Annotated in this window: 27 protein-coding genes and 3 tRNA genes (1 of these 30 running past the window's edge); 22 read left to right on the top strand and 8 right to left on the bottom strand. The window is 44.5% G+C overall.

From position 1 onward, the window contains the following. The first annotated feature begins 391 nt into the window (after positions 1 to 391). On the top strand, positions 392 to 2,557 hold the full coding sequence (gene katG, locus CIT02_RS09085; RefSeq protein ID WP_292611751.1) for a catalase/peroxidase HPI: 2,166 nt from the start codon (positions 392 to 394) through the stop codon (positions 2,555 to 2,557). Positions 2,558 to 2,784: 227 nt separating this feature from the next. Here the strand turns inward: katG and CIT02_RS09090 are convergent, their stop codons facing one another. Further along, positions 2,785 to 3,366 carry a hypothetical protein gene (locus CIT02_RS09090; protein ID WP_292611753.1) on the bottom strand — a complete coding sequence of 194 codons (582 nt, stop codon included), beginning with the start codon at positions 3,364 to 3,366 and terminating at the stop codon, positions 2,785 to 2,787. A gap of 332 nt (positions 3,367 to 3,698) precedes the next feature. On the opposite strand from CIT02_RS09090, the gene CIT02_RS09095 reads away from it, so the two are divergent. From CIT02_RS09095 to CIT02_RS09160, 14 genes are all read left to right on the top strand, one after another. Continuing rightward, positions 3,699 to 4,073, top strand: a complete 375-nt coding sequence (locus tag CIT02_RS09095) for a roadblock/LC7 domain-containing protein (protein ID WP_048072574.1) — start codon at positions 3,699 to 3,701, stop codon at positions 4,071 to 4,073. Positions 4,074 to 4,086: 13 nt separating this feature from the next. Next, positions 4,087 to 4,599 carry a hypothetical protein gene (locus tag CIT02_RS09100; protein ID WP_292611757.1) on the top strand — a complete coding sequence of 171 codons (513 nt, stop codon included), beginning with the start codon at positions 4,087 to 4,089 and terminating at the stop codon, positions 4,597 to 4,599. A gap of 17 nt (positions 4,600 to 4,616) precedes the next feature. After that, positions 4,617 to 5,105 (top strand): GTP-binding protein, encoded by a 489-nt coding sequence (locus tag CIT02_RS09105; RefSeq protein WP_292611759.1) that lies wholly within the window; start codon positions 4,617 to 4,619, stop codon positions 5,103 to 5,105. A 33-nt stretch (positions 5,106 to 5,138) separates the two neighbouring features. After that, on the top strand, positions 5,139 to 5,489 hold the full coding sequence (locus CIT02_RS09110) for a roadblock/LC7 domain-containing protein (protein ID WP_048072576.1): 351 nt from the start codon (positions 5,139 to 5,141) through the stop codon (positions 5,487 to 5,489). Positions 5,490 to 5,508: 19 nt separating this feature from the next. Beyond that, on the top strand, positions 5,509 to 5,886 hold the full coding sequence (locus CIT02_RS09115; protein ID WP_292611763.1) for a roadblock/LC7 domain-containing protein: 378 nt from the start codon (positions 5,509 to 5,511) through the stop codon (positions 5,884 to 5,886). A 249-nt stretch (positions 5,887 to 6,135) separates the two neighbouring features. Beyond that, complete coding sequence (locus CIT02_RS09120; RefSeq protein ID WP_048072574.1) at positions 6,136 to 6,510, top strand: roadblock/LC7 domain-containing protein; 375 nt, start codon at positions 6,136 to 6,138, stop codon at positions 6,508 to 6,510. 33 nt (positions 6,511 to 6,543) lie between these two features. Continuing rightward, positions 6,544 to 7,056 (top strand): hypothetical protein, encoded by a 513-nt coding sequence (locus CIT02_RS09125; RefSeq protein WP_292611765.1) that lies wholly within the window; start codon positions 6,544 to 6,546, stop codon positions 7,054 to 7,056. Positions 7,057 to 7,323: 267 nt separating this feature from the next. Further along, the gene (locus CIT02_RS09130) at positions 7,324 to 7,710 is read left to right on the top strand and encodes a hypothetical protein (protein ID WP_292611767.1); all 387 of its coding nucleotides are present in this window, start codon (positions 7,324 to 7,326) and stop codon (positions 7,708 to 7,710) included. Next, positions 7,667 to 8,272, top strand: a complete 606-nt coding sequence (locus CIT02_RS09135; protein ID WP_292611770.1) for a nucleotidyltransferase domain-containing protein — start codon at positions 7,667 to 7,669, stop codon at positions 8,270 to 8,272. Before CIT02_RS09130 ends, CIT02_RS09135 begins: the two co-directional genes overlap by 44 nt. Positions 8,273 to 8,370: 98 nt before the next feature. After that, a complete protein-coding gene (locus CIT02_RS09140; protein WP_048072570.1) occupies positions 8,371 to 8,577 on the top strand; it encodes a hypothetical protein in 207 nt (68 codons plus the stop codon). An 82-nt stretch (positions 8,578 to 8,659) separates the two neighbouring features. Next, positions 8,660 to 9,343: a M23 family metallopeptidase gene (locus CIT02_RS09145; protein ID WP_292611774.1), complete on the top strand. Its 684-nt coding sequence runs from the start codon at positions 8,660 to 8,662 to the stop codon at positions 9,341 to 9,343. 234 nt (positions 9,344 to 9,577) lie between these two features. Next, positions 9,578 to 9,901, top strand: coding sequence for a DUF488 family protein (locus CIT02_RS09150; protein WP_292611776.1), 324 nt, complete (start codon positions 9,578 to 9,580; stop codon positions 9,899 to 9,901). Between the two features lie 121 nt (positions 9,902 to 10,022). Next, positions 10,023 to 11,903: a DNA-directed DNA polymerase gene (locus CIT02_RS09155; protein ID WP_292611778.1), complete on the top strand. Its 1,881-nt coding sequence runs from the start codon at positions 10,023 to 10,025 to the stop codon at positions 11,901 to 11,903. Between the two features lie 141 nt (positions 11,904 to 12,044). Continuing rightward, on the top strand, positions 12,045 to 12,689 hold the full coding sequence (locus CIT02_RS09160) for a flavodoxin family protein (RefSeq protein ID WP_292611780.1): 645 nt from the start codon (positions 12,045 to 12,047) through the stop codon (positions 12,687 to 12,689). Between the two features lie 125 nt (positions 12,690 to 12,814). On the opposite strand, the gene CIT02_RS09165 is transcribed toward CIT02_RS09160, so the two are convergent. From CIT02_RS09165 to CIT02_RS09180, 4 genes are all read right to left on the bottom strand, one after another. Beyond that, positions 12,815 to 13,252, bottom strand: coding sequence for a hypothetical protein (locus CIT02_RS09165; protein ID WP_292611782.1), 438 nt, complete (start codon positions 13,250 to 13,252; stop codon positions 12,815 to 12,817). Between the two features lie 399 nt (positions 13,253 to 13,651). Next, positions 13,652 to 13,725 (bottom strand) — tRNA-Lys (locus CIT02_RS09170). Between the two features lie 499 nt (positions 13,726 to 14,224). After that, positions 14,225 to 14,307, bottom strand: a tRNA-Leu gene (locus CIT02_RS09175). 93 nt (positions 14,308 to 14,400) lie between these two features. Further along, positions 14,401 to 14,474 (bottom strand) — tRNA-Lys (locus tag CIT02_RS09180). A 565-nt stretch (positions 14,475 to 15,039) separates the two neighbouring features. On the opposite strand from CIT02_RS09180, the gene CIT02_RS09185 reads away from it, so the two are divergent. From CIT02_RS09185 to CIT02_RS09200, 4 genes are all read left to right on the top strand, one after another. Beyond that, entirely contained in the window at positions 15,040 to 15,261 is a 222-nt protein-coding gene (locus tag CIT02_RS09185) for a hypothetical protein (RefSeq protein WP_292611784.1), read from the top strand. Between the two features lie 267 nt (positions 15,262 to 15,528). After that, entirely contained in the window at positions 15,529 to 16,230 is a 702-nt protein-coding gene (locus CIT02_RS09190; RefSeq protein WP_292611786.1) for a zinc ribbon domain-containing protein, read from the top strand. A gap of 57 nt (positions 16,231 to 16,287) precedes the next feature. Continuing rightward, positions 16,288 to 16,995 (top strand): hypothetical protein, encoded by a 708-nt coding sequence (locus CIT02_RS09195; protein WP_292611788.1) that lies wholly within the window; start codon positions 16,288 to 16,290, stop codon positions 16,993 to 16,995. 166 nt (positions 16,996 to 17,161) lie between these two features. Beyond that, entirely contained in the window at positions 17,162 to 17,560 is a 399-nt protein-coding gene (locus CIT02_RS09200; protein WP_292611790.1) for a pyridoxamine 5'-phosphate oxidase family protein, read from the top strand. 141 nt (positions 17,561 to 17,701) lie between these two features. On the opposite strand, the gene CIT02_RS09205 is transcribed toward CIT02_RS09200, so the two are convergent. The 3 genes from CIT02_RS09205 to CIT02_RS09215 all read right to left on the bottom strand — a co-directional run bounded on the left by CIT02_RS09205 (position 17,702) and on the right by CIT02_RS09215 (position 20,697). After that, complete coding sequence (locus tag CIT02_RS09205) at positions 17,702 to 18,379, bottom strand: fibrillarin-like rRNA/tRNA 2'-O-methyltransferase (RefSeq protein ID WP_292611792.1); 678 nt, start codon at positions 18,377 to 18,379, stop codon at positions 17,702 to 17,704. Between the two features lie 733 nt (positions 18,380 to 19,112). After that, positions 19,113 to 19,367, bottom strand: coding sequence for a hypothetical protein (locus tag CIT02_RS09210; protein ID WP_292611794.1), 255 nt, complete (start codon positions 19,365 to 19,367; stop codon positions 19,113 to 19,115). Positions 19,368 to 19,488: 121 nt separating this feature from the next. Further along, complete coding sequence (locus tag CIT02_RS09215; RefSeq protein WP_292611796.1) at positions 19,489 to 20,697, bottom strand: NOP5/NOP56 family protein; 1,209 nt, start codon at positions 20,695 to 20,697, stop codon at positions 19,489 to 19,491. A gap of 54 nt (positions 20,698 to 20,751) precedes the next feature. On the opposite strand from CIT02_RS09215, the gene CIT02_RS09220 reads away from it, so the two are divergent. The 3 genes in view from CIT02_RS09220 to CIT02_RS09230 are tightly spaced (at most 50 nt apart) and all read left to right on the top strand, a layout consistent with a single transcriptional unit that may run on beyond the window. Beyond that, the gene (locus tag CIT02_RS09220) at positions 20,752 to 21,666 is read left to right on the top strand and encodes a dihydroorotate dehydrogenase (RefSeq protein ID WP_292611798.1); all 915 of its coding nucleotides are present in this window, start codon (positions 20,752 to 20,754) and stop codon (positions 21,664 to 21,666) included. Further along, positions 21,667 to 22,479 (top strand): dihydroorotate dehydrogenase electron transfer subunit, encoded by an 813-nt coding sequence (locus CIT02_RS09225; RefSeq protein WP_292611801.1) that lies wholly within the window; start codon positions 21,667 to 21,669, stop codon positions 22,477 to 22,479. Positions 22,480 to 22,529: 50 nt separating this feature from the next. Next, positions 22,530 to 23,077, top strand: partial view of an AI-2E family transporter gene (locus tag CIT02_RS09230; RefSeq protein WP_292611803.1) — the 5' portion only. The gene runs 535 nt beyond the window's last position; only the first 548 of its 1,083 coding nucleotides appear in the window; its start codon is at positions 22,530 to 22,532; its stop codon lies beyond the right edge, outside the window.

The following is a 23,077-nucleotide window of genomic DNA, read 5'->3' on the forward strand; positions in this document are numbered from 1 at the left end:
TATAACGGCTTTTAAATCCCTATACATTTTTATAAATAACCCAGAACAAATTAAAGGGAATCTTCTGATTAGTTAAATTCTCTTGCTATAAAAAAGGGAATATAATTCTCTGAATGTTGAAGATTAATTGCCAGTGGCAGATCCAAACAATACGAAATTCTATATAGTACTAAGTTCTATTTAGTATTGAATTCGATTGCCTCCAAAATCAAATAAAAATTTCTAAATAAAACTTAGAACTAATAACTAAATGTTAAAAAATATTAAATAATTCAATGGTATTTCCGAAAAGGCCCATAAAAATAGTAATTAGCTCTAAAAAACACGAAATTCACAGTTTTTGAGAAAATAAAATAGATGAATTAAAGTGATGTAAAAAGAGAGTGAGATTATGGATGAAAAAGGCAAAATGACTGCTAGTAGTGGTATCACGAACCTTGATTGGTGGCCAAATCGGTTGAATCTCGACATCCTACGTCAGCATTCACCAAAATCCAATCCGATGGATGAGGACTTCAATTACGCACGGGAATTCGAGAGCCTAGACTTAGAAGCCGTGAAGAAGGACCTCCATGAACTCATGACGGATTCACAGGAATGGTGGCCGGCAGACTTCGGCCACTACGGACCCCTGTTCATCCGCATGGCCTGGCACAGCGCCGGAACCTACCGTGTGGGAGACGGCCGTGGAGGGGGAGGCCATGGTAACCAACGTTTAGCACCACTAAGCAGCTGGCCCGACAACACCAACCTGGACAAGGCCCGCCGGCTCCTCTGGCCCCTCAAACAGAAGTACGGCCGGAAGATATCCTGGGCCGATCTGATGATCCTGGCGGGCAACGTGGCCCTGGAATCCATGGGTTTCAAGATCTTCGGCTTCGGTGGCGGACGTGAGGATATATGGGAACCAGAAAGGGACATATACTGGGGTTCCGAGAAAGAGTGGCTGGGAGGAGAACGCCACGCCAAGGGCAGTGACCTGGACAAACCACTGGCCGCCATTGAAATGGGTTTAATCTACGTAAACCCGGAAGGCCCAGATGGTGTGCCCGACCCCCTGGCTGCAGCCGGCGATATCCGGGAGAGCTTCGCCCGTATGGCCATGAACGACGAGGAAACCGTGGCCCTCATTGCCGGTGGCCACGCCTTCGGTAAAACCCACGGAGCAGGTGACCCCCAATATGTGGGACCAGAACCGGAAGCTGCCCCCATCGAGGAGCAGGGTCTGGGCTGGAAGAGCAGCTACAAAACTGGTAAAGGTAACGACACCATCACCGGAGGCCCGGAAGTTATCTGGACCAACACCCCCACTGCCTGGGACAACAACTTCTTCCGCATATTATTCGAATTCGAATGGGAGCTTGAAAAAAGTCCAGCCGGTGCCTACCAGTGGAAACCCAAGGATGGTGCCGGTAAAGATACCGTACCGGATCCCCACGACCCGGAAAAACGCCGCACCCCGGGCATGCTGACCACCGACCTATCATTACGATTTGATCCCGTCTACGAGAAGATATCAAGACGCTTCTACGAGAACCCGGATGAACTGGCCGATGCCTTCGCCCGGGCCTGGTTCAAACTAACCCACCGTGACATGGGACCAAAAACACGCTACCTCGGCCCGGAAGTACCCGAGGAAGACCTCATCTGGCAGGACCCCATCCCAACAGTCGATCACCAGTTAATCGGTGAAGAGGACATCCAGAACCTCAAGGAAAAAATACTGGCTGCAGATCTCTCTGTCAGAGAACTGGTTTACACGGCCTGGGCCTCAGCATCCACCTTCCGTGGCTCCGACAAAAGGGGAGGTGCCAACGGTGCCCGTATCCGCCTGGCACCACAGAATGACTGGGAAGTCAACCACCCCGAACAGCTGAGAAAAGTGCTCCGGACACTGGAAGACATACAGAATGAATTCAACCAGGTCCAGTCCGGTAACAAGAAGGTTTCACTGGCGGATCTCATTGTCCTGGCCGGTTGTGCCGGTGTGGAGCAGGCGGCAAAAAATGCAGGCTACCAGGTAAACGTACCTTTCACACCGGGAAGAATGGACGCCCGGGAAGAAGATACTGATGTGGATTCCTTTGCCGTCCTTGAACCGGTTGCTGACGGTTTCCGGAACTATCAGATGATTCAAACCGATGAAAGACCAGAGGAGTTACTGGTGGACAAAGCACAACTTTTAACCCTGACCATTCCCGAGATGACAGTCCTCATTGGGGGTCTGCGTGTCCTGGATGCCAATTATGAACAGTCACCCCAGGGTGTTTTCACCGAAAACCCAGGGACACTTACCAATGACTTCTTCCGGAACCTGCTGGACATGCAAACTGAATGGAAGGCCACCGAAGATGAAAACGTGTTCGAGGGAAGTGACCGGGCAACCGGCGAATCCCGGTGGACCGCTACTCGGGTGGACCTCATCTTTGGTTCAAACTCTGAACTCCGGGCAGTGGCTGAAGTCTATGCCTGTGAGGACTCCCCGGAGAAGTTCCTGCAGGACTTTGTAAGGGCCTGGGACAAGGTCATGAACCTGGACCGGTTCGACCTGGCCTAGGTACTGAAGAAAAGAAAACATTTAAGGGGGTTAAAAATTACTTTAACCCTTTTTTATTTTTATTGTTAATTACAATCCCTATTTTGAGATTGCAATCCCTATTTTGAGATTGCAATCCCTATTTTGAGATTATAATTCCTATTCGGATTCATATAGGACCACAGCATATAGGACCATAACACATAAGGCCCTAGCTTTGTTAATATCCTTTGTATCCCGACCATTCCCTAGGGCATAACTTCTATAGGGGATACGGGGGAGTTGATTTTCTTGAAATGAATCTGATTGGATTCACCAAATTCTAAACTATTGATTTTGTAGGTGTTGTGGGTAATGTCCTCAATGCCCGCCCTTAGAACCACCACCAGCGGTACGGTGCACCGGTCCACCAGTTCCTCCACCATGAAACAGTCCCGGTTCTGGGTTATCAGGGGAGTATCCGCACTAATCAGGAAGTCTTCCCCCTGGATCTGGTAATCTAAATTCTCAATGTAGGGGGACTGGTCAACAAAATATTCACAGATATCATTTAACATAGCTGCATTATCATGCTGGTACTTGTGGTTAAAATCATTTTTCAACATGCTCCACAGGTTATGACCAGTTAAACGGGCAATGTTGGTGATACCCCCGGTTAAAATTCCCACTTCATTGTAGTTAATCCAAACATCCATGGCTTCGGCAATAGCTTTACTGTACCACCCCTTTTCAAACCGGAACTTCTGAGAAGCCAATTTTCTGAATTCATAATCCAGATGGGTGTCAACGGAAACCGTCACCCTCTTATTTTGTGATAATAAGTTCTTCATCCTACCTTACCTGTAGTTATTAATCGGGATTGTGGATAGTAACTAACCCCCACTAATTAGGGAATGTTGAATTATCCATAAAACATTTATAGTATACCTTACCGTGAACTCGTCAAATCCTAAATTCATTCCAATATTAATTTTTTACCCGTAAAGAACTCTTATATAAATTTATCTCAAGTGCACACTTATGCATTCTCACTTTATAATTGTTTTTTTACTTATAATCATACGATTTAGTGACAACTAACGACAAAAATGTAATCTCAATGATTCCTTTTGTCGGGGGTTTAGATAGGTATTTGCATAAAGATCCAATGGAGATTGTTTAAATGGGACTAAGAGAGGATATTGGTAGTCTTTTAAAAGAGTTACTGGAGCGTGCTCCGGGGGATGTGAATGGAGTTGCAGTATTGCGACCGGATGGTTTGATGATTTCTTCGGCCCTTCCCAGTGGTACTGATGAGAAACGGGTGGCTGCTATGGCGGCAGCTATGGTGGGTACTTCCCAGAGAACCTGTGATGAGCTGGAAAGGGGAGATCTCAACCAGGTGGTTATCGACGGGGCCATTGGTAAGGCCATCCTATCCTATGCCGGTAAGAAGGCAGTGCTGGCTGCACTATCCCCGGGGGAAGTGAACCTGGGATTAGCCCTACTGGAACTGGAGAGAACCGCACTAAAAGTAAAAGAAGTCATGGAAGCATAGGGAGTACAGTAACATGTCAGAAGAGCAGGTTCAGCAAATAACGGCCGCCTTTTTAAGTGAAAATAAAGAAAATCCAGTGAATATCATACTCACCTCGGTGTTGATGGGCTTCACCAACAGCCTGTGGAGGGTCAGTGGTGAAGGTTCCCTAGGTATCACCCGGGCCTTCGGTGAAGATCTGTGGAACCTGATCAAGGTGGGTTCAGTTATGCTGGGTGAGGAAAAGGACACCAGCACCCCGGAAAAGGCCCTGGAATTCTATGCCGAGTACCTGGGAGGATATTTCCGCATTGCCGATGAAATAGATTTCACGGTAGACAACGATACCCTGAAGGTCCAAGTCAAGGGTTGCAAACTGCACCACTTCACGGACTACCTGGAGGCCAAAGAAGTTCCCCGTTTCGTAGGCTGTCCTATGGCCCTGTCACTAATCGCCTTGATGGAAGATGTGACTGGAGAGCCATTTATAATGGATAGTTTGGAATCTAAGGATGGTAACAGTGAAATTGTACTCAAATCCCTGTAGATTCTGGGAGTACACCTATGGATGCCCTTAAAGTTGTGGTTTTCGGCGCTTTAAACGCCGGTAAAACCACCTTTGTTGAGAGATTAAGTGGAAATGAACTTTTCTTGAAAGGTGAATACGAAGATATTACCACCAGTTTTGATTTTGTCCAGATCGAACAGGGCGGTTTTTTAATACATTTATTTGCCAGTCCCGGGCATCGAAGATTCTCTTTTATGTGGGAAACACTGGCTACTGGTATGGACGGGGCAATCTTATTAATAGACTCAACCGTGGGGATAACCCCGGTAGATTTCGAGTTAATTAAATTTATTGAAGGCTATGATGTGCCTTATGTTATTGCGGCCAATAAGGAAGATATTTCTAGACTGGATCCGGAAGTTATACGTGCTGAATTGAATCTTTCGGGCGATGTACCTATTTTTAATACTTCGGCATTGAATGATGATGATCTGGCCAGTTTCATGGACAATCTTATTAATGAAATTACAGGGAAAAACAAGTGATAGGGCCCAAATATTTTTGGTAGGCGGATAAAAATGGTTGTTCAGAATTTAGATGAAGTTTTAATCAATATTAATCGAATCAGGGGAGTCAAAGATTCCCTGGTGGCTGGTTTGGATGGTATTCCTGTAACCAAGGTGGATCGGGAAAGTTCAATTTTAAGTGCCACCACGGTGGCGGCACTGGGAGCAGTGCGAGAACTTACCAGAACAGTCCGTTACGGGAATCTAGAGCAGTTAATCGTGGAAACAGAACAGGGGAAAATAGTGATTGATGAATTTGGTATGGACCATGTTATCATAGTTTTAACCGAGATGAATGCCAACATTGGCATGATCAGGGTGATGTTAAAGAAGGCCATTTCTGATTTCACCAACAATCAATAGTTATTCCAGCTGATGTCCTATGAAACCTATTTCCGAGCAGATCAATGAAGTTCTACAGCAGATGGAGTACAAAAGTGACATTTTAGAGTCCTATGTAATCCGTAAAGATGGGCTGATTATGACCTCCAGCAACCCCCATGTGAAAAACCATATGATTGCGGCTATGGCTGCTTCCCTCATCAATATCGGTGAAAAAACACTCAATGATATTGGTAAAGACAACCTGGAAAAAGTCCTGATCAAAGGGGAAAAACTACAAATCGTTATCATGGGTTCATCCACTGTAGCCCTGGTCTGTGCAGTGGAATCCACTGCTAATCTGGGTATGGTTTTTTTGAAAATGAAAAGAGCGGTGGAAAAAATATTCCAGATAATAAAGGACGCCTATATTGATTAAAGGGGTCCCTGTTAATCATTTCATTAAAAATAACTCATTTTCTATCTTTTTTTAACCAGATTGTTTCTTTGATTACAACTTTACCCTTCTCAACCCTCCTTTAAAGTTCTATTATCCTATATAACTGTTTGCTAACTGTGCACGGGTGTTATAGATTTCGTGTGAAAATTCACAGTTAGATATTATTTTTATCCGCATTATTGGTTATAAACAACAGGATAATTAATTTAACACAACGGACGTGAATTTATGGGATTAAGAGAGGATATTGGTAGTCTTTTGAAAGAGTTACTGGAGCGTGCTCCGGGGGATGTGAATGGAGTGGCTGTTCTGCGACCGGATGGTTTGATGATCTCTTCGGCCCTTCCCAGTGGTACTGATGAGAAACGGGTGGCAGCTATGGCGGCAGCTATGGTGGGTACTTCCCAGAGAACCTGTGATGAGCTGGAAAGGGGAGATCTTAACCAGGTGGTTATTGACGGTGCCATTGGTAAGGCCATCTTATCCTATGCTGGTAAGAAGGCGGTGCTGGCTGCACTATCCCCGGGGGAAGTGAACCTGGGATTGGCCCTCCTGGAACTGGAGAGAACCGCACTGAAAGTAAAAGAAGTCATGGAAGCATAAACTGGAGCTTATATATCAAGAGGAGTTAATGACATGTCAGAAGAGGAAGTACAGAAAATAACAGCTGCTTTTTTAAGCGAAACTAAAGAAAATCCAGTGAATATTATACTCACCGCGGTGTTGATGGGGTTCACCAACAGCCTGTGGAAGGTCAGTGGGGAAGGATCAGGGGGAATCACCCGTGCCTTCGGTGAAGATCTGTGGGACCTCATCAGGGCGGGTTCAGTTATGCTGGGTGAGGAAAAGGATACCAGCACCCCGGAAAAAGCCCTGGAATTCTATGCCGAGTACCTGGGAGGATATTTCCGCATTGCTGATGAAATAAGTTACAATTTAGGTGAAGATTCCCTCAACGTCAGTATTAAAGGTTGCAAAATGCACCACTTCACGGACTACCTGGAAGCCAAGGATGTCCCTCGTTCCATAGGCTGTCCTATGGCTCTGTCACTAATCGCTTTGATGGAGGATGTGACTGGAGAGTCATACATAATTGATGATCTCAAATCCACGGATAGTAACAGTGAAATAGTCCTTAAAGCTCTTTAAACTTATTTTAAGAGTTAATCAACACTCTTTTTTTATTATTTAATATTTTTTTTACATTTCCTAATCTTCGGTTTATCCGGGGGCTTTAAACACACCAAAACATCGCCAACAGATTCAAATCCATTTATTCCTTATGAATTCTATAATAATTATAATAAAAACCATGTAAAACATTTATTTTCATAATAATTAAAGAAAATTTCCTTAATCATTAGTAGAAAAATACTTATTAGTCTTTTATCATATAATCATTAAGGAAGTAGATTTATGGTTTCCGAAGAGATTCACTTACGTAATGCTAGAGAAAAAGCTCTTACCCTCTATGAATCAGTGGAAAAAGGTAGGTTATCTGTTGTGGGTGATATGGCATTTAAAGTTGCCGAGGAGTCTGTTCATGCCTTTGAAAGCCGTGAAGACCCTTATGCCACTCATCGCAGAAGTGGAACTTTTTACCTGGTCAAGACGCGCTTCGTGGATGATGAGAGGAAATGTTTTCGCAGATTGCACCGTATCTATGAAAGATTAGGTTACGGGGGAAGTAATGGTGACCTTGCAGATGAGGCAGTTTCCTGTATGGAGAAAATTGTAAGAAGGGTGGAGGGAGAACTAAATGTTAAAATCTTACCAGACGAACTTCCTAAAAAAAATCCATGAATTAACCGCCCCTATTCAGGGATTGGAACTTCTTGTAGTTTATGGCAGTTATGTCCGCGGGGAATTAACGTCTAAATCTGATGTGGATTTTTTTGCTCTGTTCCATGACTCTCAATCTCTGGAAAAAGGGGAGGAAACTCTCTTTGAAATCCTGACTGAAGAATGTGACGGGGAACTGGAGCTTCCGGCTTCTTTATATGCAGTTAATGAAGATGAAACTCCAGACAAATCCTTTTTCTATGGTATTTTAACTGAAGGATTTTTGATTACTCCTCCTATCTACGACTACTTCACGAAAGTTATGGAACCCACTCCCCGAGTGCTTTACACCTATTCCATGGAAGCCTTACCTTCCAAAAATAAGGTAAAAGTTAACCAGATATTGTATGGTTATTCACAGAAGAAAGGTGATAAAAGATATAACTATGATGGTCTTTTAAAGCATATTCAGGGTGAAAAAGTACGTTCTGGACTTTTGATTCCACAGGAACATGAGTTGGAAATGGATCGGTTCATGAGGGAAAACAAACTCAATTTTAAGAAGAAGGTAGTTTTTGTCTGAATTATATTAAAAATAAAATTTAATAAGGGATCTCTCATTAAGTAGTAGTTCTCATTGGAAGTTAAATTTCATAAATAATTGTTGAGGAGATGATAAAAATGGCCAAGGAAATCAAACAATTAGTGGTAGGAATAACCCGTGAGGGTGATATAGTGGTTAAGAGTGCCCGGGGCAGAATGTATGCCGTTAAAAAATCAGCAGACCTGGAGTTCGGTTGTGAAGAGCTGTTCAATGATGTGGAAACAGAACTGTACGCCACCATAGATACGGAAGCTGAAACCTGGGAATGTACCTCTATTGAATAGATAAGGGACACCAAAACTTAAAAATAAGGATGCAAAAACCAGGGACATGATGAGAGTGGCGGGAAGACCTGATAATGGAGGTATGAAACCGGTACCCCTAGAATCCCCCCTGGAGGGTGAGTGGATGGTTTTAAACAGTCCGGGTTCTAAAGTTCCCAGTCACGGTACGGATTCTTTTGCCTCGACCTATGCTTTCGACCTCCTGCAGGTGGACTGGACCCAAAACTCAGTTAAATTCCACCGGAAAAGTACCCTGGATCAGATCCTGGGCAGGGTGCATTTAAATGATTGTTACTCCTACGGAAAACCCATCTATGCCCCCATACCGGGTCGGGTGGTTGCCTCTCGTGATGGATACCCGGAACGGGACCCCGTACAACCCCTCCGTGATATTTCCATTGCCCTGAAGAATGCTTGGTTCTTCGATCCTGGAAAACAGAGTATTCAGGATATTGCCGGTAACTTTGTAATAATCCAGGGTGAAGGGGAGTGGGAGGGAGTATGGATCTTCCTGGGGCATATGAAGACTGGTTCGGTAAAAGCCAAAAATGGTGATTTCATAGAATCCGGAGATATAACGGGGAATATAGGTCATTCTGGTAATTCTACTGCTCCACACCTCCATTTCCAGCTCATGGATGGTCCGGATCCCCTCACAGCCCAGGGTGTTCCCTCTTGTTTTAGGGAATATGAGTTACATCGTGATCAAACCTGGATTAAGGTAAAAAATGGGATACCCAAGAATAAGGATAGAATCCGTTTTTAAACCATATAACTGTTTTTTAAAACCTGTTTTTTAAACTTTTTTTTAATTTTTTCCCTATTTATAGAATAATCCCGGGTAAAAACCCGATTAACATTTCTTCCGGGTTTTTTATAGTAAAGGGGTTACTTCTGGTGGGCGAAGGAGTATGTTCTTTTGTTTCAATTTCCGTTAATTTTATATATCATGATTAATAATGTTAAATTGATCATGTTAATGATAATAGGAGAGATGTGTATGCTAAGACTTAAAAAAATATCTGAAGTTCCCCGAGTGGAAGATGGATTCAGAATCTTAATAGATGAATCCTGGCCGGAAGGATTAACCCGAGAAGAAGCTAAAGTCGATCTATGGCTTAGAGAGATATCCCCTCCTCCAGAGATTGATGAATGGCCAGGGGATAATCCTTTATTCAATGAAGCAGTTCTGGACCAAACAGAAAATCTCAACCAAATCCGGAGAAATACAATTATAAAACTTATCCGGAACACTGAAAAAGAAAAAGGAACTGTAACCTTTTTGTATTCTACAGTGGGGAGCATTAAACAGTTACCGGTTTAAAAAAAACCCTCTCTTTTTTATTCGACGATGCAGGGGGGAGGGTAAGTAGATTACTTATCACCCCCTCTACCTCAAATTCCTTGACCTTACCCATCCATAGTCCCTACTGGAAGTGAGGATTATGGGCGTACATGAAGGAATACCTCCCGGTACAGTGACTAAAAAATTCGTTCTCCTGGACATTGATTACATCACCCGGAACCGTGTACCAGTTATAAGGTTATTCGGCAAACTCCTGGGAGAAAAAGAAGAAGGCCATATCATAGCCTGGGATAAAAGTTTCAAACCCTACATCTACGTCATTCCCCAAGATATTAAGGTCTGCACCCAGGATTTAAGTGAACTAGGACTTAACTCTGTGGAAAAGGTTTACAAAAAGGATCAGGGGAAAAGGAAAGAGGTCCTGAAGGTAACCTTCAAACATCCTCAGGATATCCCTAAATTAAGGGATAGAATAGGGAATTTAACCTCGGTCCAGGAGGTAAGAGAACATGATATTCCTTTTTACCGCAGGTACCTCATAGATAAAGGATTATCTCCTTTGAATGTTGTGGAAGTAGAAGGTAAGGTCTTAAAACAGGGACCTGTAAAAGGATCACCAACTACGCCCCAACCCTGCATTTTCCAGGTGAAAAATCCCCCTAAAATCATCCTCGAGGAAGTTTTACCAGAATTCTCAGTTTTAAGCTTTGATATTGAGGTTTACAATCCCCGGGGCATGCCCCAGGCCGAGCTGGACCCCATCATCATGATCAGTTTCTCCAGTAACCAGGGCCTGCAGAAAGTGGTATCCTATAAAAATCCTTCAACTGCCTCTGATATTCACCCTTCCTCGGATTCCTATCTAGACCCTCCGGGAGACTTTGTGGAAGTAGTGGCCAACGAGAAAGAATTACTGGAGAAATTCGTGGAAACTGTCCAGTCTGAAAATCCTGATTTTATCCTGGGATACAACTCCGATGCCTTTGACCTTCCCTACATAATGGATCGGGCGGCAAAGCTGGGAGTACCCCTTCACTTGGGAGTAGACGGATCCCCGCCCAGATTCACCCGGCTGGGTTTCGGTAACCCTGCCATGATCCGGGGCAGGGTGCACATTGACCTGTACTCCTATGTCCGCCGCTACCTGCACTTAGAACGCCACACCCTGGAACGGGTTTACCTGGAGCTTTTTGGCCAGGAAAAATACGACCTCCCCGGAGATGAAATCCACCTTTACTGGGATAAAGGTGACCAGAGACTGGAACGTCTCTTCCACTACTCCCTGGACGATGCCGTGGCGGTTACCCAGATCGGAGAGGAGATGTTACCCATAAGTATGGAACTCACCCGGATCGTGGGCCAACCCCTCTTTGATGTGTCCCGCATGGCCAGCGGGCAGCAGGTGGAATGGTACCTAATCCGGAAATCATTTGAAACCGGGAATTTAGTACCTAACCGACCTTCACCCGAGGAATTAACCCAGAGGGAAGGTAAGCAGGTGGTGGGAGGCTACGTTAAGGAACCAGTAACTGGGTTGCACGAAAATATTGTCTACTTTGATTTCCGGAGCCTGTACCCCAGTATAATAATTTCCAAGAACATATCCCCGGATACTCTCACTCCGGATTATAAAAGGGGAACTTGCCATGTCTGCCCGGAGTACGGGCACAAATTCCACAAGGAACCAGTGGGCTTCATCCCGGCGGCCATGGGTAAAATTTTAAAGGATAGAATAAGAATCAAATCCCGGATGAAACAGTCCAGGGATGATCGAGAACGACAGATTCTAAATGCACAGCAGGAAGCCTTGAAGAGGCTGGCCAACACCTTCTATGGATTGTACAACCACAGCACCTTCCGGTGGTACAGTCTGCAATGTTCAGAGTCCATAACCGCCTGGGGAAGAGATTTTCTTAAGAAAACCATGAAAGATGCGGAAAACAATGGTTTCAAACCATTGTACGCGGATACGGATGGCTTTTTTGCCACTTATACCGGGTTCAAGATGGAAATCAACTAACTATATCAACTAACTATAATTATCTTAGAGGATTCAACATTATCTTAGGTTCAACCTATCTTAGAGGTTTCAACATATCGTAGGGTTCAACCTATCTTAGAGGAGTTCAACAAATACATAATAAAAAGTGAGACTGGAACCATGAAAGTTATGGGAATTAACGGAAGCCCCCGAAAGAAGGGTAACACAGCTAAACTGGTTGAAAAAGCTCTGGAAGGGGCTGAATCCAGGGGAGCAGAAACTGAAATCATACACCTCTACGACCTGGACTATAAAGGTTGTAAAAGTTGTTTTGCCTGTAAATTAAAGGATGGGAAAAGCTATGGTACTTGTGCTGCTCGGGATGACTTAACACCTGTCCTGGGAAGGATTGAAGAAGCTGATGCCCTCATCCTCGCATCCCCTATTTACCTGGGAACAGCCACCGGGGAGATGAGATCCTTCCTGGAACGCCTCATATTCCCCTACCTGGTTTACAATAAGGAAGGGTCAACCCTCTTTCCCCGCCGGATACCAGTCGGTTTTATCTACACTATGGGAGTGACCGAGGAAGTGTTAAAGGAGATCGGTTATGAGGAGTGTTTTAAAACCACTGAAAGACTGGTTGAACGTATAATTGGTGAATCAGAATCCCTACTGGTCACTGACACCTACCAGTTTGATGATTACTCTAAGTACGTGTCCTCACGTTTCGATCCAGAAGAAAAACTGAAAAGATACCAGGAAATCTTCCCCCAGGACTGTGAAAAGGCCTTTAAAATGGGAGTCCAAATTTGCGAAAAGTAGATACTATTTTTTTTAAAAAAATTAAGTTAGGTTTTTTTTAAATAATTTAAGTGGGATTAAGGGAATTATCCCCGAATCCCCATTTTATCTAAGTCTATCCATCCCTTTTTATCTAAGTCTATCCCTTATGGTGGGTTTCTTACCTTTTCATCGGTGGTAATATCCACAGTTTCTGTTCCCAGGACTTTTCCGGTTTTGGCATCTACCAGGACATCACCCAGCACAGTCCCCACGGAATGCTGGCCCTCCACGGTTACCACCATAGGCACGTAGTACACACTTCCTTTGAGGGAAGGTGTGCCCGCTCCCAGGCCCTTATAATCCGACTTGGAATTCAGGTAGTTGGATGCAATGGACTTGGCCTGGGCTGAGGATATGTAACCCGAGGTGGTGCTCTGGTTCTGCTGGGTGGCGGTATTCTGGTTCACCACTGTGGTTGTGGTGTTGTTGGTAACATTGGGCGAGTTGTTCACCGCGGGCTGAAATAAAAGATAACTAACTCCGGCGGCAGCAACAAAGATCAGGATAACGACTCCAATTAAAATATAGGTATTGCGTTGCATTTTTTTAAACCCCCTTATGCATGGGAAATGAGAAGGTCTACCCTAACATCCCCTATCTTTGATATATCTACTCAGTATTTTATACATTTTATTGTAAAGTAAGGGCAGGGAACCTTCAGCATGACTGGTGGTTCATTAACTGCCAAAGCTGGGCTAATCTTCTATTCAACCAACATAAAGGCAGTGATAAACATGGAAAACGTGAAATTGAACTTAATCCAGAAAAGCAGCCTCAACTTTATTTTTTTTTAGAGAAAATTTATTTATATAGAAAATAATCCCTTTTTAAGTTGAATTTTACATTTGAGGCATTATAGATAATTTAATCAAAAAAATATCTTATTAATCAATTGAGAATAAAAATAGGCTTAAAATAATCAGTTGAAATAATAAAATAAGCGGGCCCGACGGGAGTTGAACCCGCGGCCACCTGGTTAAAAGCCAGGCGCTCTCCCAGACTGAGCTACGGGCCCTCTAGAATGCCTGATAATGAAGAAGTTTAGTTTTGTGGGGGTCCCACATTTTCACATAATAATCTACACAAAAACAGGGTAGTAAATGGTTTACCGAACTATTATTTAAAGTTTGGCAATTGGAGACATGTTAATATTAAACAGATTACTCTTAAGAACTTAATACGTTAATGAATTTAAGATACCGGCCTTATTCATTTTGTGTATTATATTCCCTATTGAAATAGGAATGCATTGATAGTTTTACACTTATAATGAATGTCCTCTGAACAAACTCACATCAGAACCCATCCAGATATGTTAATTTAAAGATAGGTTTTTTCTGCTGGAATGAAAAATGTTTTGACTCATTTAGAGTTTAAGGAGTCATTCAGGGGGATTAAATGAAAATATAGGAATGGATATTAACTATATTCTAAATGGGGGTATAAGTTATTTTTAAAATGGAGTATAGTTATTCTAAAAATGATTCTAATAAATGAATATATTATAAAAGGAGTGCAGGGGAAGGGATTCGAACCCTTGAAGGCCTACGCCAGAGGATCTTGAGTCCACCCCCGTTGACCGCTTGGGTACCCCTGCAATCATACTATGGCTTTGCTGTTCTTCTTAAAAGAACATTCCCCTAAACGGGTGTAAGATCTGGATATCAGAATATATTATATTAAAATAAAGCGGGCCCGACGGGGATTGAACCCGCGACACCTTGGTTAAGAGCCAAGCGCTCTGCCAGACTAAGCTACGGGCCCTCTAGAACGCCCTGAATGGGTAATAATAACCTGACACGTGGATGTTTTCCACTAGATTTCACACCTAAAAGCAACAGGGTAGTAACTGGTTGGTGGAGCTATTATTTAAAGCTTTGGCCATGACAGTCGTTACTTAACCTATTATGTGTTTAAAACCTTTGAGTATTACAGAAATCTGAAATAACCTGTATAGTTATGGGTATACATCAAATTCCAGCATTTAATTCTATTAAATACAAATCCATGGTTTTTACCCTAATGGATAAAGGGGGCATTGGTAAAATTCTCCTGAAACGTACAGGTACGTGTGGGGAGGAGTGGGTATTTAGTTCAGAGAATTAGGGAGCATCTATCTTTCACCACCAGATTTATGTAGATAACCTGCTTAAAGTATTACCGGGGTTTTTAATCCCATAGCTTTTAAAAGTCGGACCGACCATAATTTAAAAATGATTTTACTGGTCTGGGTCCGGGGAGTACCGGGGTCCCGGCTGGGGTGAAGGGGAGGATATGATGGATTTTAGGTTAACCTGGTATTTTAAATCAATTTTAGGAGCATAATCTGATGGCTAAGAAAAAGAAAAAATCTCAGAAGAAGTCTTCCAAGAAGAAAAAGGCAGTGAAGAATGTTTCACAGAATATTTCCAAGGAACAGGTTTCAACCGACAACACCGAGTACAAAGGCCCAAAATCCTTTGATAAATACATGTTCATGGGGGTATTCCTGTTTGGTATAGCTTTCTTACTGTTGTACTTGGGCGGTTTGGTATATCACCTGCTGGCCTAAACTTATTTTTCATTTTTTAAACTTTTCTTACATTTTAGGGCAAACCAGCTTCTTTTTTTAAATAAATACTTTTGAAAGGATCTTTAAAAGGGAGGATTAGATGGGGGAATAATTTTTTTATGGGGGTCATAGGAAACATTCCAGTTTCTAATCCTCACCCTATTATGATCAATTATCATATTTATATTAACGTGTGGGGAAAAAATCAAGAATAGGAAAGATAAAACACAGTATAATCAAGAGTACCCATGTGGGGGGCAAGATGAAATGAAATGTGAAAACTGCGGATATGATAACGATGCCGACGCTGCTTTTTGTGAACAGTGCGGTGCTAAATTACCGGAAAAAGCAGCCTTTGGTAGAAAATCCACTCAACCCGAAAAAGAAGAATCAAAAACTATTAACACGGCATTGATCGTGGCAGTAGTGGCTCTGGTGGTAATACTGGGAATAATGGGAGGAATACTCCTGAAAATGGGAAGTTCCAGCACCCCGGCCAACACCACCAACACCACCCCTGCCCCCGAAACAATATCCCTGGCTACTGGATTCCCGGTGTCCCAGGTACCCGGCCTGGCCAGTGAAATCTCAAGAGTGGGAGTGGGGTTCAGCACCATAACCTACCAGGGAGTAACCCTGGACAAGAACCAGTGCCTTTACATCCTGGCCAAGGGCATAACAATGATAAACACCGGGCAAACTGGTAATATTCCCATAAACCAGTACAAGAGTCCGGATAATGCTTACGGGACAGTTACCAGTGCCACCATCGCCCAGGCAGATTATCTGAGCATGGCCCAGAGAACCTGTGCTTGGATGGATAACAGTGGCCAGACACCCAACTACATTGGTATCACTGTATCTGGTCAACCAGATTTATCCCCGGATTCCATGCTGAACATGTATGCCAAGGTTTTAACCCAGTACAAATCAACTGGACAACTACCAGCCAGTGTAACCATACCTTAGGCCAGGAAAATTTAAGTTTAAAACCATGGGGCATTTGAAAACTGAGGAGAACTGAGAATGGGGAAAATTAAATTAATCCTGGTGCTAATCCTGGTGTTTGGTGTCGCAGTTCTATCCTCTTTTTATTTATTCCCCCTCCCTTCCCTGGAGAAAAACTCCGCAGCAACCACCTACAGCAGGGTGGTCCTGGGAGAAACAGAATACGGGACAGTTACCCGGGAAGGACCCTACGGTAATCCCCAGTCCCCCTATAAAATAGCCTACGTGGTGGGTGTCCACCCCTTGGAATACCAGGCCCACCTGGCCCTGAAGGAGGCCCTGAAAAACAGGAACCACTCCCTTAACTACTGCTATTACATTTACCAGGTAAACGTCACTCAGAACGCCGATAACTACGACCAGGGGAGGGCTAATGGTCAGTCCCTGGCCTTCAACTACGCTGTCCCTAATATTAAAAATTCTTCCCCTGATCTGGTGATTGATGTCCACTCCAACGAAGGCCATTACCAGGAAAAATGGTTCCTATTTGTCCCGGGACAATCCAGCAGGGCAGAATCAATCGCCAGGCAGATTAAAAGTCACGTCAACTGGTTAAAAGTGTACAGTCCACCAAATCCCACCAGTCCGGCCTATGTAACTCTCCCCTTGATACAGGCCGGTATTCCCGCCATGATCTACGAAACCTACACCTACCAGTCCCAGAACCAGACTCAGAAACAGGCTAACGAGGTGGTTTCAGTGGTGGATCAGCTGAAACTGAGTTGAATTAATTTTTCGGGGAATTTAGGTTTGAAAGGGCAGTAATGGTTTTTTTTAAGGGAGTTTTAGATAGAAAAAGGGTAACTAAAATATAGTTAGTATATTTTGCTGACCATTAAATACATTATTCTATTCGGTGAATGTTAATTAAAGACACATTACAGGTGATCTTATGGTAATGAACAAGGAAATGATGGATGCAATAGAAAAAAACAACATAGTCTGGTTAGCCACCGCCAATAACAAAAGCACTCCCAATGTGGTTCCAATTGGATTTGCCAGACCATTAGATGGTGAAACCATCCTACTGGTGGCCAACTTCATGAACAAAAGTTTGGAAAATCTTAAAAACAATCCCCAGGCCACAGTGGCTGTGGGAGACATATCAGAATGCCCCTACCAGTTTAAAGGCACGGTGGAAATACATGAGTCTGGTAAATACTTTGATGATGCAGTGGAATGGGCTAAAAGTGTCATGACTCAACTAGCACCTAAAGCCGCAGTCTTGCTAAAGGTAACTGAAATATATTCAGTGCAACCGGGTCCTGATGCCGGTAAAAGAGTTGATTAAACCAAGAAAGGATAAAATACTGGGATTTACTCCCATTTTTTCATATTTTAAAAAGTAATCTTGTAGGGTGTTCCCTTTCTATTTTTATTAGGGTGTTCTCTTCGATTTTAGAATTATTTGGTGTTAGAATCGGTATTAAGGTTAAAATGCAAATTCACAGACCAGACAGCGGTGGTCTTTCTCGTAGGGGTCCAGGTCAACTTTATCCACTATCCGGAAGCCATGCTCCTTTAAGAAGGATGCTTCCTCCCGGAATATCTGTTTGGGCTTGCGGGTGACATCTATGCTCCGGGCCTTGATCATGATCATGCCCTGTCCTTCTTCCCTCAAGAAGAGGCGCATGTTGTCCATGAATATCTCAGTCTGGTTAGGCTGGGCCACATCAGAGTAAAGGAAGTCCACCTTCTCCAGCAGTCCCTGGTAATTGGCGGGTTTATGGGCATCTTCCAGCAGGGGGATCATATTCTCCCGGGCCCGACAAACAGTGAGGAGCTCCCTCATCATGCGGGGTGCAAACTCCACACAGTATATAACTCCCTGGGTGATGATATCCGAGATGTGGGAGGGGGTGGTGCCGGCCGAAGCCCCGAGGTAGAGTACTCGGGAATCATTTTTAACCGGGAAGGTTCCCAGTCCTTTAAGAAGGGCAGCTGCCAGTTTAGAACGGCGTGGATCCCAGAGGCGATACTCTTTATCCTCATAGTCCACCAGCTTCTCCCCGTAAACCCTTACCTGGGGGTTAAGGTTGCAGGTGGCCAGGTGACCGTCCAGTTCGTATACTCCGCTGATTTTATTGCCAGATTCCAGTTCAAACTCCATTTTACATATCCCTTTGATGATTTTCGAAAATTAGTTTCCTCTCTAAATAACTTGCAGTTGGGAATATATTAAACTTTCTGGATTTAACAGTTCCCTCTCGGGAAGTTTGCACCGGTTCGCAGGTTCCTTAAATTTCACCGGAACCACTCTGTGTAGCGGGGACTTTATCCAGTTACTAATTAGCAGAGGATTGGTAGTGATCTGCGAAGGTATGATTAAAAAGCCTGCTCTGTCCCGGAAAGATACTTAAAAGTACTACTTGGTATTTTGGAGGGATTCCAGGCCATGAATCAGGATTATTACGGTGGATTCTTTTGAAGTTCGGAGCATCCCCAGATAATTAGAGTGAAAAGCAATCTGAACTAGGTTTGCAGTGCTCATGGAGATTAAGGATGCAGTTGTAGATGTCTACCACAGAATGATCCCACTAACCAGATATCTTATTTTAACCACTTCACGGTGGGATCCATTGGCCCTGATCCTCTATTCTTGGTTAGGTAATATAAATATATCCTATTAGATTATTCCGGGGTAGAACTTAAACTGATATTTCTAATAAAATTTGCTCTACTGTAGAAATTCAAATTGCCAAAAAGGGAACAGGTTAAAAGACAGGGTAATTAAATTAAGATTAATAAGGGGTAATGTAGATGGATTTATTATCTTCTGTAGAAAATAAGGGCCTTTTATCTGGGAATATGGGTCCGGGGGGCTAGTTCAGGGCGGTTCATTTTTAAGGTTCTGGATGGTTTGATGAAGTTTTCTCATGGGACTGGTCTACCGTGGTTTTAATGGCTGCTGCTTCCCGGTCGATATTGGAAAGACACTCCTGGGCCTGTTTCTGGTTGGCCTCCATGGTCTCCTTTAGTATGGTGAAGTTGTTCTGGAGACGTTCTTCCACTCGTCGGGAAAACTGTATGGCATACACTGCCAGAATAATGGAAAAAACACTGGATATTATGGATACTATGGCCACTACATCGGTCATTGCAATCACTCTCTACCTATTAAATGAAACAAACCACTTAAAAACTCTCAACTATACTGATAGATACACACATCCTTTACTTTTTTTGGGGATGAATCCCCCCAATGTTCAGGTATGAACACTAGTACTGGTAGTCACCCTTCTTAAACCGGAATTTATCCTTTTTCTTCTTCCGTTTTTTGCCTTTCTGTTTCTTTTTAGATTTTTCGGTTCGTTTAGGGAAAGGATGTTCCTTGGTTATCTCTTCCACCCTTTTCTCAAAACTCTCCTTGACCGCAGCATCGTACTCCCTGGAGAAATAATCCTTCCGCACAGCCAGACTTATTTTACTGGCCAGTGCCCGGGCAATTTTTCCCCGAATCCACCACCGTGAGCCACGGACCGCAGGATGCTGATATATGAGACCATGTTTGGGTGGTCGCTCACCAGTCTTCAGATGACGGAACAGGGCCTTTTCTGCCCCCAGGATCTGCACGGTACTGGAAGGTAGGAGGGCCAGACGCTTAATACCCCCGGTGTGGGCGATGATCTTGGCACCTAGAGAGGCACCCACTAGATCCCGGAGGTTAGGGGCCATTTCTTCCATCTTCACGTCAACGTAGTCGGTGGTGGATTTCTTGGATTCCTGGATGGACTGGATAGTCTGGGCAAATCCCTGAATCACCTCCAGATCCCGGGGGGATAACTCAGCACCCAGACTCATCACCCCTTCATCCACCATCTCCTCCAGGGCCCCGGAGTTTATAACTGATTCCCGGTCACCGTACTGGGCCACCAGTTCCACGTAGCGGGCATGGTCCCGTACATCATCCATTTCCGGGAAATGCACCGGATACCACTCCCGTAGACGTTCCACCAGTTTAACCTCAGCCTCTTCCAGTTCCTCAATAGTATGGATGGCCTGAATAAGCAGGAGATCCTGGGAATGGGAAGCGTCCTTCAACCGCTTCTCGGTGATCTCCAGGGCCAGGTCCCGGGTAACACCCCACAGTTCATCAGGTGACTTTAAAAAACCAGTTTCATGGAGAATTTGGCCCAAATTACTTCTAAAATAATCCCCACCTTTACTGGGAAGTTGATAGGTGAATTTAGCATGATATTCCAGGTCCTGGTAGTGGGAACTTCTCCGTGCAGTTTCGATGATGATTTCCTGGCAAACTTTACCCACCTTTCCCAGGAGTCTCTTCTCCTCTGGAGTTTCCCCTTCATCCTCCTGTTCAAACCATTTTTCCCGGAGTTCCTGGTGTGGGAAAAGTTCATAATCCATCAAGTTAAAATCTTCATCCAGGGCTACAAAGCCTGCAAAACAACCAACTACATAACACTTCATAGAATTTAATGTGTACTTGATGGAATTTAAACCTTCTAAACTTAAGGTGTAATCATGCTGGAAGTGGAAATTTGCCGGATGAAAATGAAAAACCCCACTGTATTGGCGGCGGGTGTTCTGGGAAGCAATGCATCCTCGCTTAACTGGGTAGCCCGTAGTGGAGCCGGGGCAGTGGTAACTAAATCCTTTGGAACAGAACCCAACAAGGGTTACCCCAACCCCACCACCGTGGAAGTGGAAGGGGGAATAATAAACGCCATAGGACTGTCCAACCCGGGAGTGGAAACATTCCAGGGGGAACTGGAAAAGCTGGAGGGCCAAGTGCCCCAGATAGCCTCCATATATGGTTCCACACCCCAAGAATTTAGTGAAATTGCCCGTAAGGTGGAAAACCTGGTGGATGCCCTGGAACTAAACATATCCTGTCCCCATGCCCTGGAAGGCTGCGGAGCATCAATAGGCCAGGATCCGGTTTTAACCCACAATTTTGTTAAAGCAGTTAAAAAAACAGTTAAAATTCCAGTGATTGCCAAGTTAACCCCTAACGTCACGGATATAGTGGAGATTGCCCAGGCAGCAGAACGTGCCGGGGCTGACGCCCTAACTTTAATCAACTCCCTGGGTCCAGGGATGAGGATCGACCTGGAAACCGGTCACCCCATATTATCCAATGGTTTTGGAGGAATGTCCGGGCCAGCCATAAAGCCAGTGGCCCTGCGCTGTGTATACCAGGTCTACCAGAACGTGGACATACCCCTAATGGGTGTGGGTGGAGTTACCAACTACCGGGATGTGGTGGAATTCCTCTACGCCGGGGCAAGCTGTGTTCAAATTGGAACTGCGGTAATGTACCATGGACTGGAAGTCTTCCCTGAGATAAACCAGGGCCTCCTGAAGTTCATGAAAGAAAAGAATTACCAGAAAGTGGAAGAAATGGTGGGACTGGCCCACCAGGGGAGGGTGAGGTAAATGTACCGGAAAGAAATCAAAAATATCCCCCAGGTACTCCCCATTAACCGGATAGTAGAGGAAACACCCACGGTGAAAACCTTTTACCTGCCCTGGGAGTTTGAAGGAGAGAGTCCGGGTCAGTTCTTAATGGTATGGAATTTCCAGGATGAAAAACCAATGTCCATCTCCAGTATAGACCCGGTGAATGGCGAGGTGGGTATCTCCGTGAAAATGGTAGGACCCTTCACCCAGGCACTCCACAAACTTCAGGAAAATGATAAAATAGGTTTAAGGGGACCCTACGGAAGTGGATTTGAAATTGCCGGTTCCCGGGTCCTGGCAGTGGGGGGCGGCATTGGCATGGCCCCAGTGGCTGCCTTCACTGAAGAAGCCAGTCGTAGGGGTGTTCAGGTGGATACTATCACTGCTGCCACCACTAAAGATGAAATACTCTTCACTCAACGCCTGGAAAATGCAGGAGCCCGTGTATTTCCCACCACTGATGATGGAAGCCATGGTTTCTGCGGATTTGCCACGGAACTGGCCGAAAAACTCATCAAAGAAGAAGATTATGATATGGTGGTATCCTGTGGTCCAGAGATCATGATGAAAAAACTCCACCTCCTCACTGAGGAAAACCAGATACCAGCCCAGTTCTCCCTGGAACGCTACATGAAGTGTGCCCTGGGGATATGTGGGCAGTGCTGCGTGGATGATGTGGGTTGGAGGATCTGTGTGGAAGGCCCTGTATTCTGGGGAGACCAGCTCCGGCTGATAAAGGAATTTGGAGAGTACCACCGCAATGCTTCGGGTATCAAGGAATACTTTTAACACTATCTTGGTACTCAATACCGATGGAATTAATATGAAAAGGAAAACTCATGATTTATAAGTTAAAAGGAACCCTCACTTCGGCCCTGTTTGTGGTGGCGGTTCTTCTGGCCCTGTCCCTGGTGATTCTCACCCCTATGCTCAGTATGATTATACTGGCCGCTGTTTTTGCCTATGTTGTGCGTCCCATAGCTCAGAGACTGCAACCATTCCTTCGTTACCAGTCCCTGGCTATACTGGTGGCCATGGTAGTGGTGATACTCCCCATAATATTTGTGGTGCTTTACTGTATATATTCCCTCATTGAATCGGCACCGGCACTTATAAACGCGGCCAGTGCCGCTAACCTGGGAAACGCCACGTTGGATTCCCTCCAGAGTTCACCCCAGTACCTCCCCAGCAGCCTGTTACCCTACCTGGGATCGGCATCTGGAGTGGTGGAAACCGTGTTCTCTGATGTTTTGAGGGGGGTGGCTTCCTACCTGGTGGACTTTGTCCAGTCCATCCCTAACCTGGCACTGGAACTCTTTGTCTTCTTTGCCGCTACCTTCTACCTGGCCCGGGATGGGGACCGTTTATGGTCCTACGCTAAAATGGC

This window comes from Methanobacterium sp. BAmetb5 (genome assembly GCF_003491305.1).
Taxonomy (GTDB): Archaea; Methanobacteriota; Methanobacteria; order Methanobacteriales; family Methanobacteriaceae; genus Methanobacterium.

Coding starts and splice junctions, on each gene's coding strand:
- CIT02_RS09105 (WP_292611759.1), top strand. CDS start 4,617: ATGGATGCCCTTAAAGTTGTGGTTTTCGGCGCTTTAAACGCCGGTAAA.
- CIT02_RS09130 (WP_292611767.1), top strand. CDS start 7,324: ATGGTTTCCGAAGAGATTCACTTACGTAATGCTAGAGAAAAAGCTCTT.
- CIT02_RS09090 (WP_292611753.1), bottom strand. CDS start 3,366: ATGAAGAACTTATTATCACAAAATAAGAGGGTGACGGTTTCCGTTGAC.
- CIT02_RS09115 (WP_292611763.1), top strand. CDS start 5,509: ATGAAACCTATTTCCGAGCAGATCAATGAAGTTCTACAGCAGATGGAG.
- CIT02_RS09145 (WP_292611774.1), top strand. CDS start 8,660: ATGAAACCGGTACCCCTAGAATCCCCCCTGGAGGGTGAGTGGATGGTT.
- CIT02_RS09200 (WP_292611790.1), top strand. CDS start 17,162: ATGGTAATGAACAAGGAAATGATGGATGCAATAGAAAAAAACAACATA.
- CIT02_RS09100 (WP_292611757.1), top strand. CDS start 4,087: ATGTCAGAAGAGCAGGTTCAGCAAATAACGGCCGCCTTTTTAAGTGAA.
- CIT02_RS09150 (WP_292611776.1), top strand. CDS start 9,578: ATGCTAAGACTTAAAAAAATATCTGAAGTTCCCCGAGTGGAAGATGGA.
- CIT02_RS09155 (WP_292611778.1), top strand. CDS start 10,023: ATGGGCGTACATGAAGGAATACCTCCCGGTACAGTGACTAAAAAATTC.
- CIT02_RS09205 (WP_292611792.1), bottom strand. CDS start 18,379: ATGGAGTTTGAACTGGAATCTGGCAATAAAATCAGCGGAGTATACGAA.
- CIT02_RS09140 (WP_048072570.1), top strand. CDS start 8,371: ATGGCCAAGGAAATCAAACAATTAGTGGTAGGAATAACCCGTGAGGGT.
- CIT02_RS09210 (WP_292611794.1), bottom strand. CDS start 19,367: ATGACCGATGTAGTGGCCATAGTATCCATAATATCCAGTGTTTTTTCC.
- CIT02_RS09190 (WP_292611786.1), top strand. CDS start 15,529: ATGAAATGTGAAAACTGCGGATATGATAACGATGCCGACGCTGCTTTT.
- CIT02_RS09165 (WP_292611782.1), bottom strand. CDS start 13,252: ATGCAACGCAATACCTATATTTTAATTGGAGTCGTTATCCTGATCTTT.
- CIT02_RS09215 (WP_292611796.1), bottom strand. CDS start 20,697: ATGAAGTGTTATGTAGTTGGTTGTTTTGCAGGCTTTGTAGCCCTGGAT.
- CIT02_RS09160 (WP_292611780.1), top strand. CDS start 12,045: ATGAAAGTTATGGGAATTAACGGAAGCCCCCGAAAGAAGGGTAACACA.
- CIT02_RS09225 (WP_292611801.1), top strand. CDS start 21,667: ATGTACCGGAAAGAAATCAAAAATATCCCCCAGGTACTCCCCATTAAC.
- CIT02_RS09220 (WP_292611798.1), top strand. CDS start 20,752: ATGCTGGAAGTGGAAATTTGCCGGATGAAAATGAAAAACCCCACTGTA.
- katG (WP_292611751.1), top strand. CDS start 392: ATGGATGAAAAAGGCAAAATGACTGCTAGTAGTGGTATCACGAACCTT.
- CIT02_RS09125 (WP_292611765.1), top strand. CDS start 6,544: ATGTCAGAAGAGGAAGTACAGAAAATAACAGCTGCTTTTTTAAGCGAA.
- CIT02_RS09135 (WP_292611770.1), top strand. CDS start 7,667: ATGTTAAAATCTTACCAGACGAACTTCCTAAAAAAAATCCATGAATTA.
- CIT02_RS09110 (WP_048072576.1), top strand. CDS start 5,139: ATGGTTGTTCAGAATTTAGATGAAGTTTTAATCAATATTAATCGAATC.
- CIT02_RS09185 (WP_292611784.1), top strand. CDS start 15,040: ATGGCTAAGAAAAAGAAAAAATCTCAGAAGAAGTCTTCCAAGAAGAAA.
- CIT02_RS09195 (WP_292611788.1), top strand. CDS start 16,288: ATGGGGAAAATTAAATTAATCCTGGTGCTAATCCTGGTGTTTGGTGTC.
- CIT02_RS09120 (WP_048072574.1), top strand. CDS start 6,136: ATGGGATTAAGAGAGGATATTGGTAGTCTTTTGAAAGAGTTACTGGAG.
- CIT02_RS09095 (WP_048072574.1), top strand. CDS start 3,699: ATGGGACTAAGAGAGGATATTGGTAGTCTTTTAAAAGAGTTACTGGAG.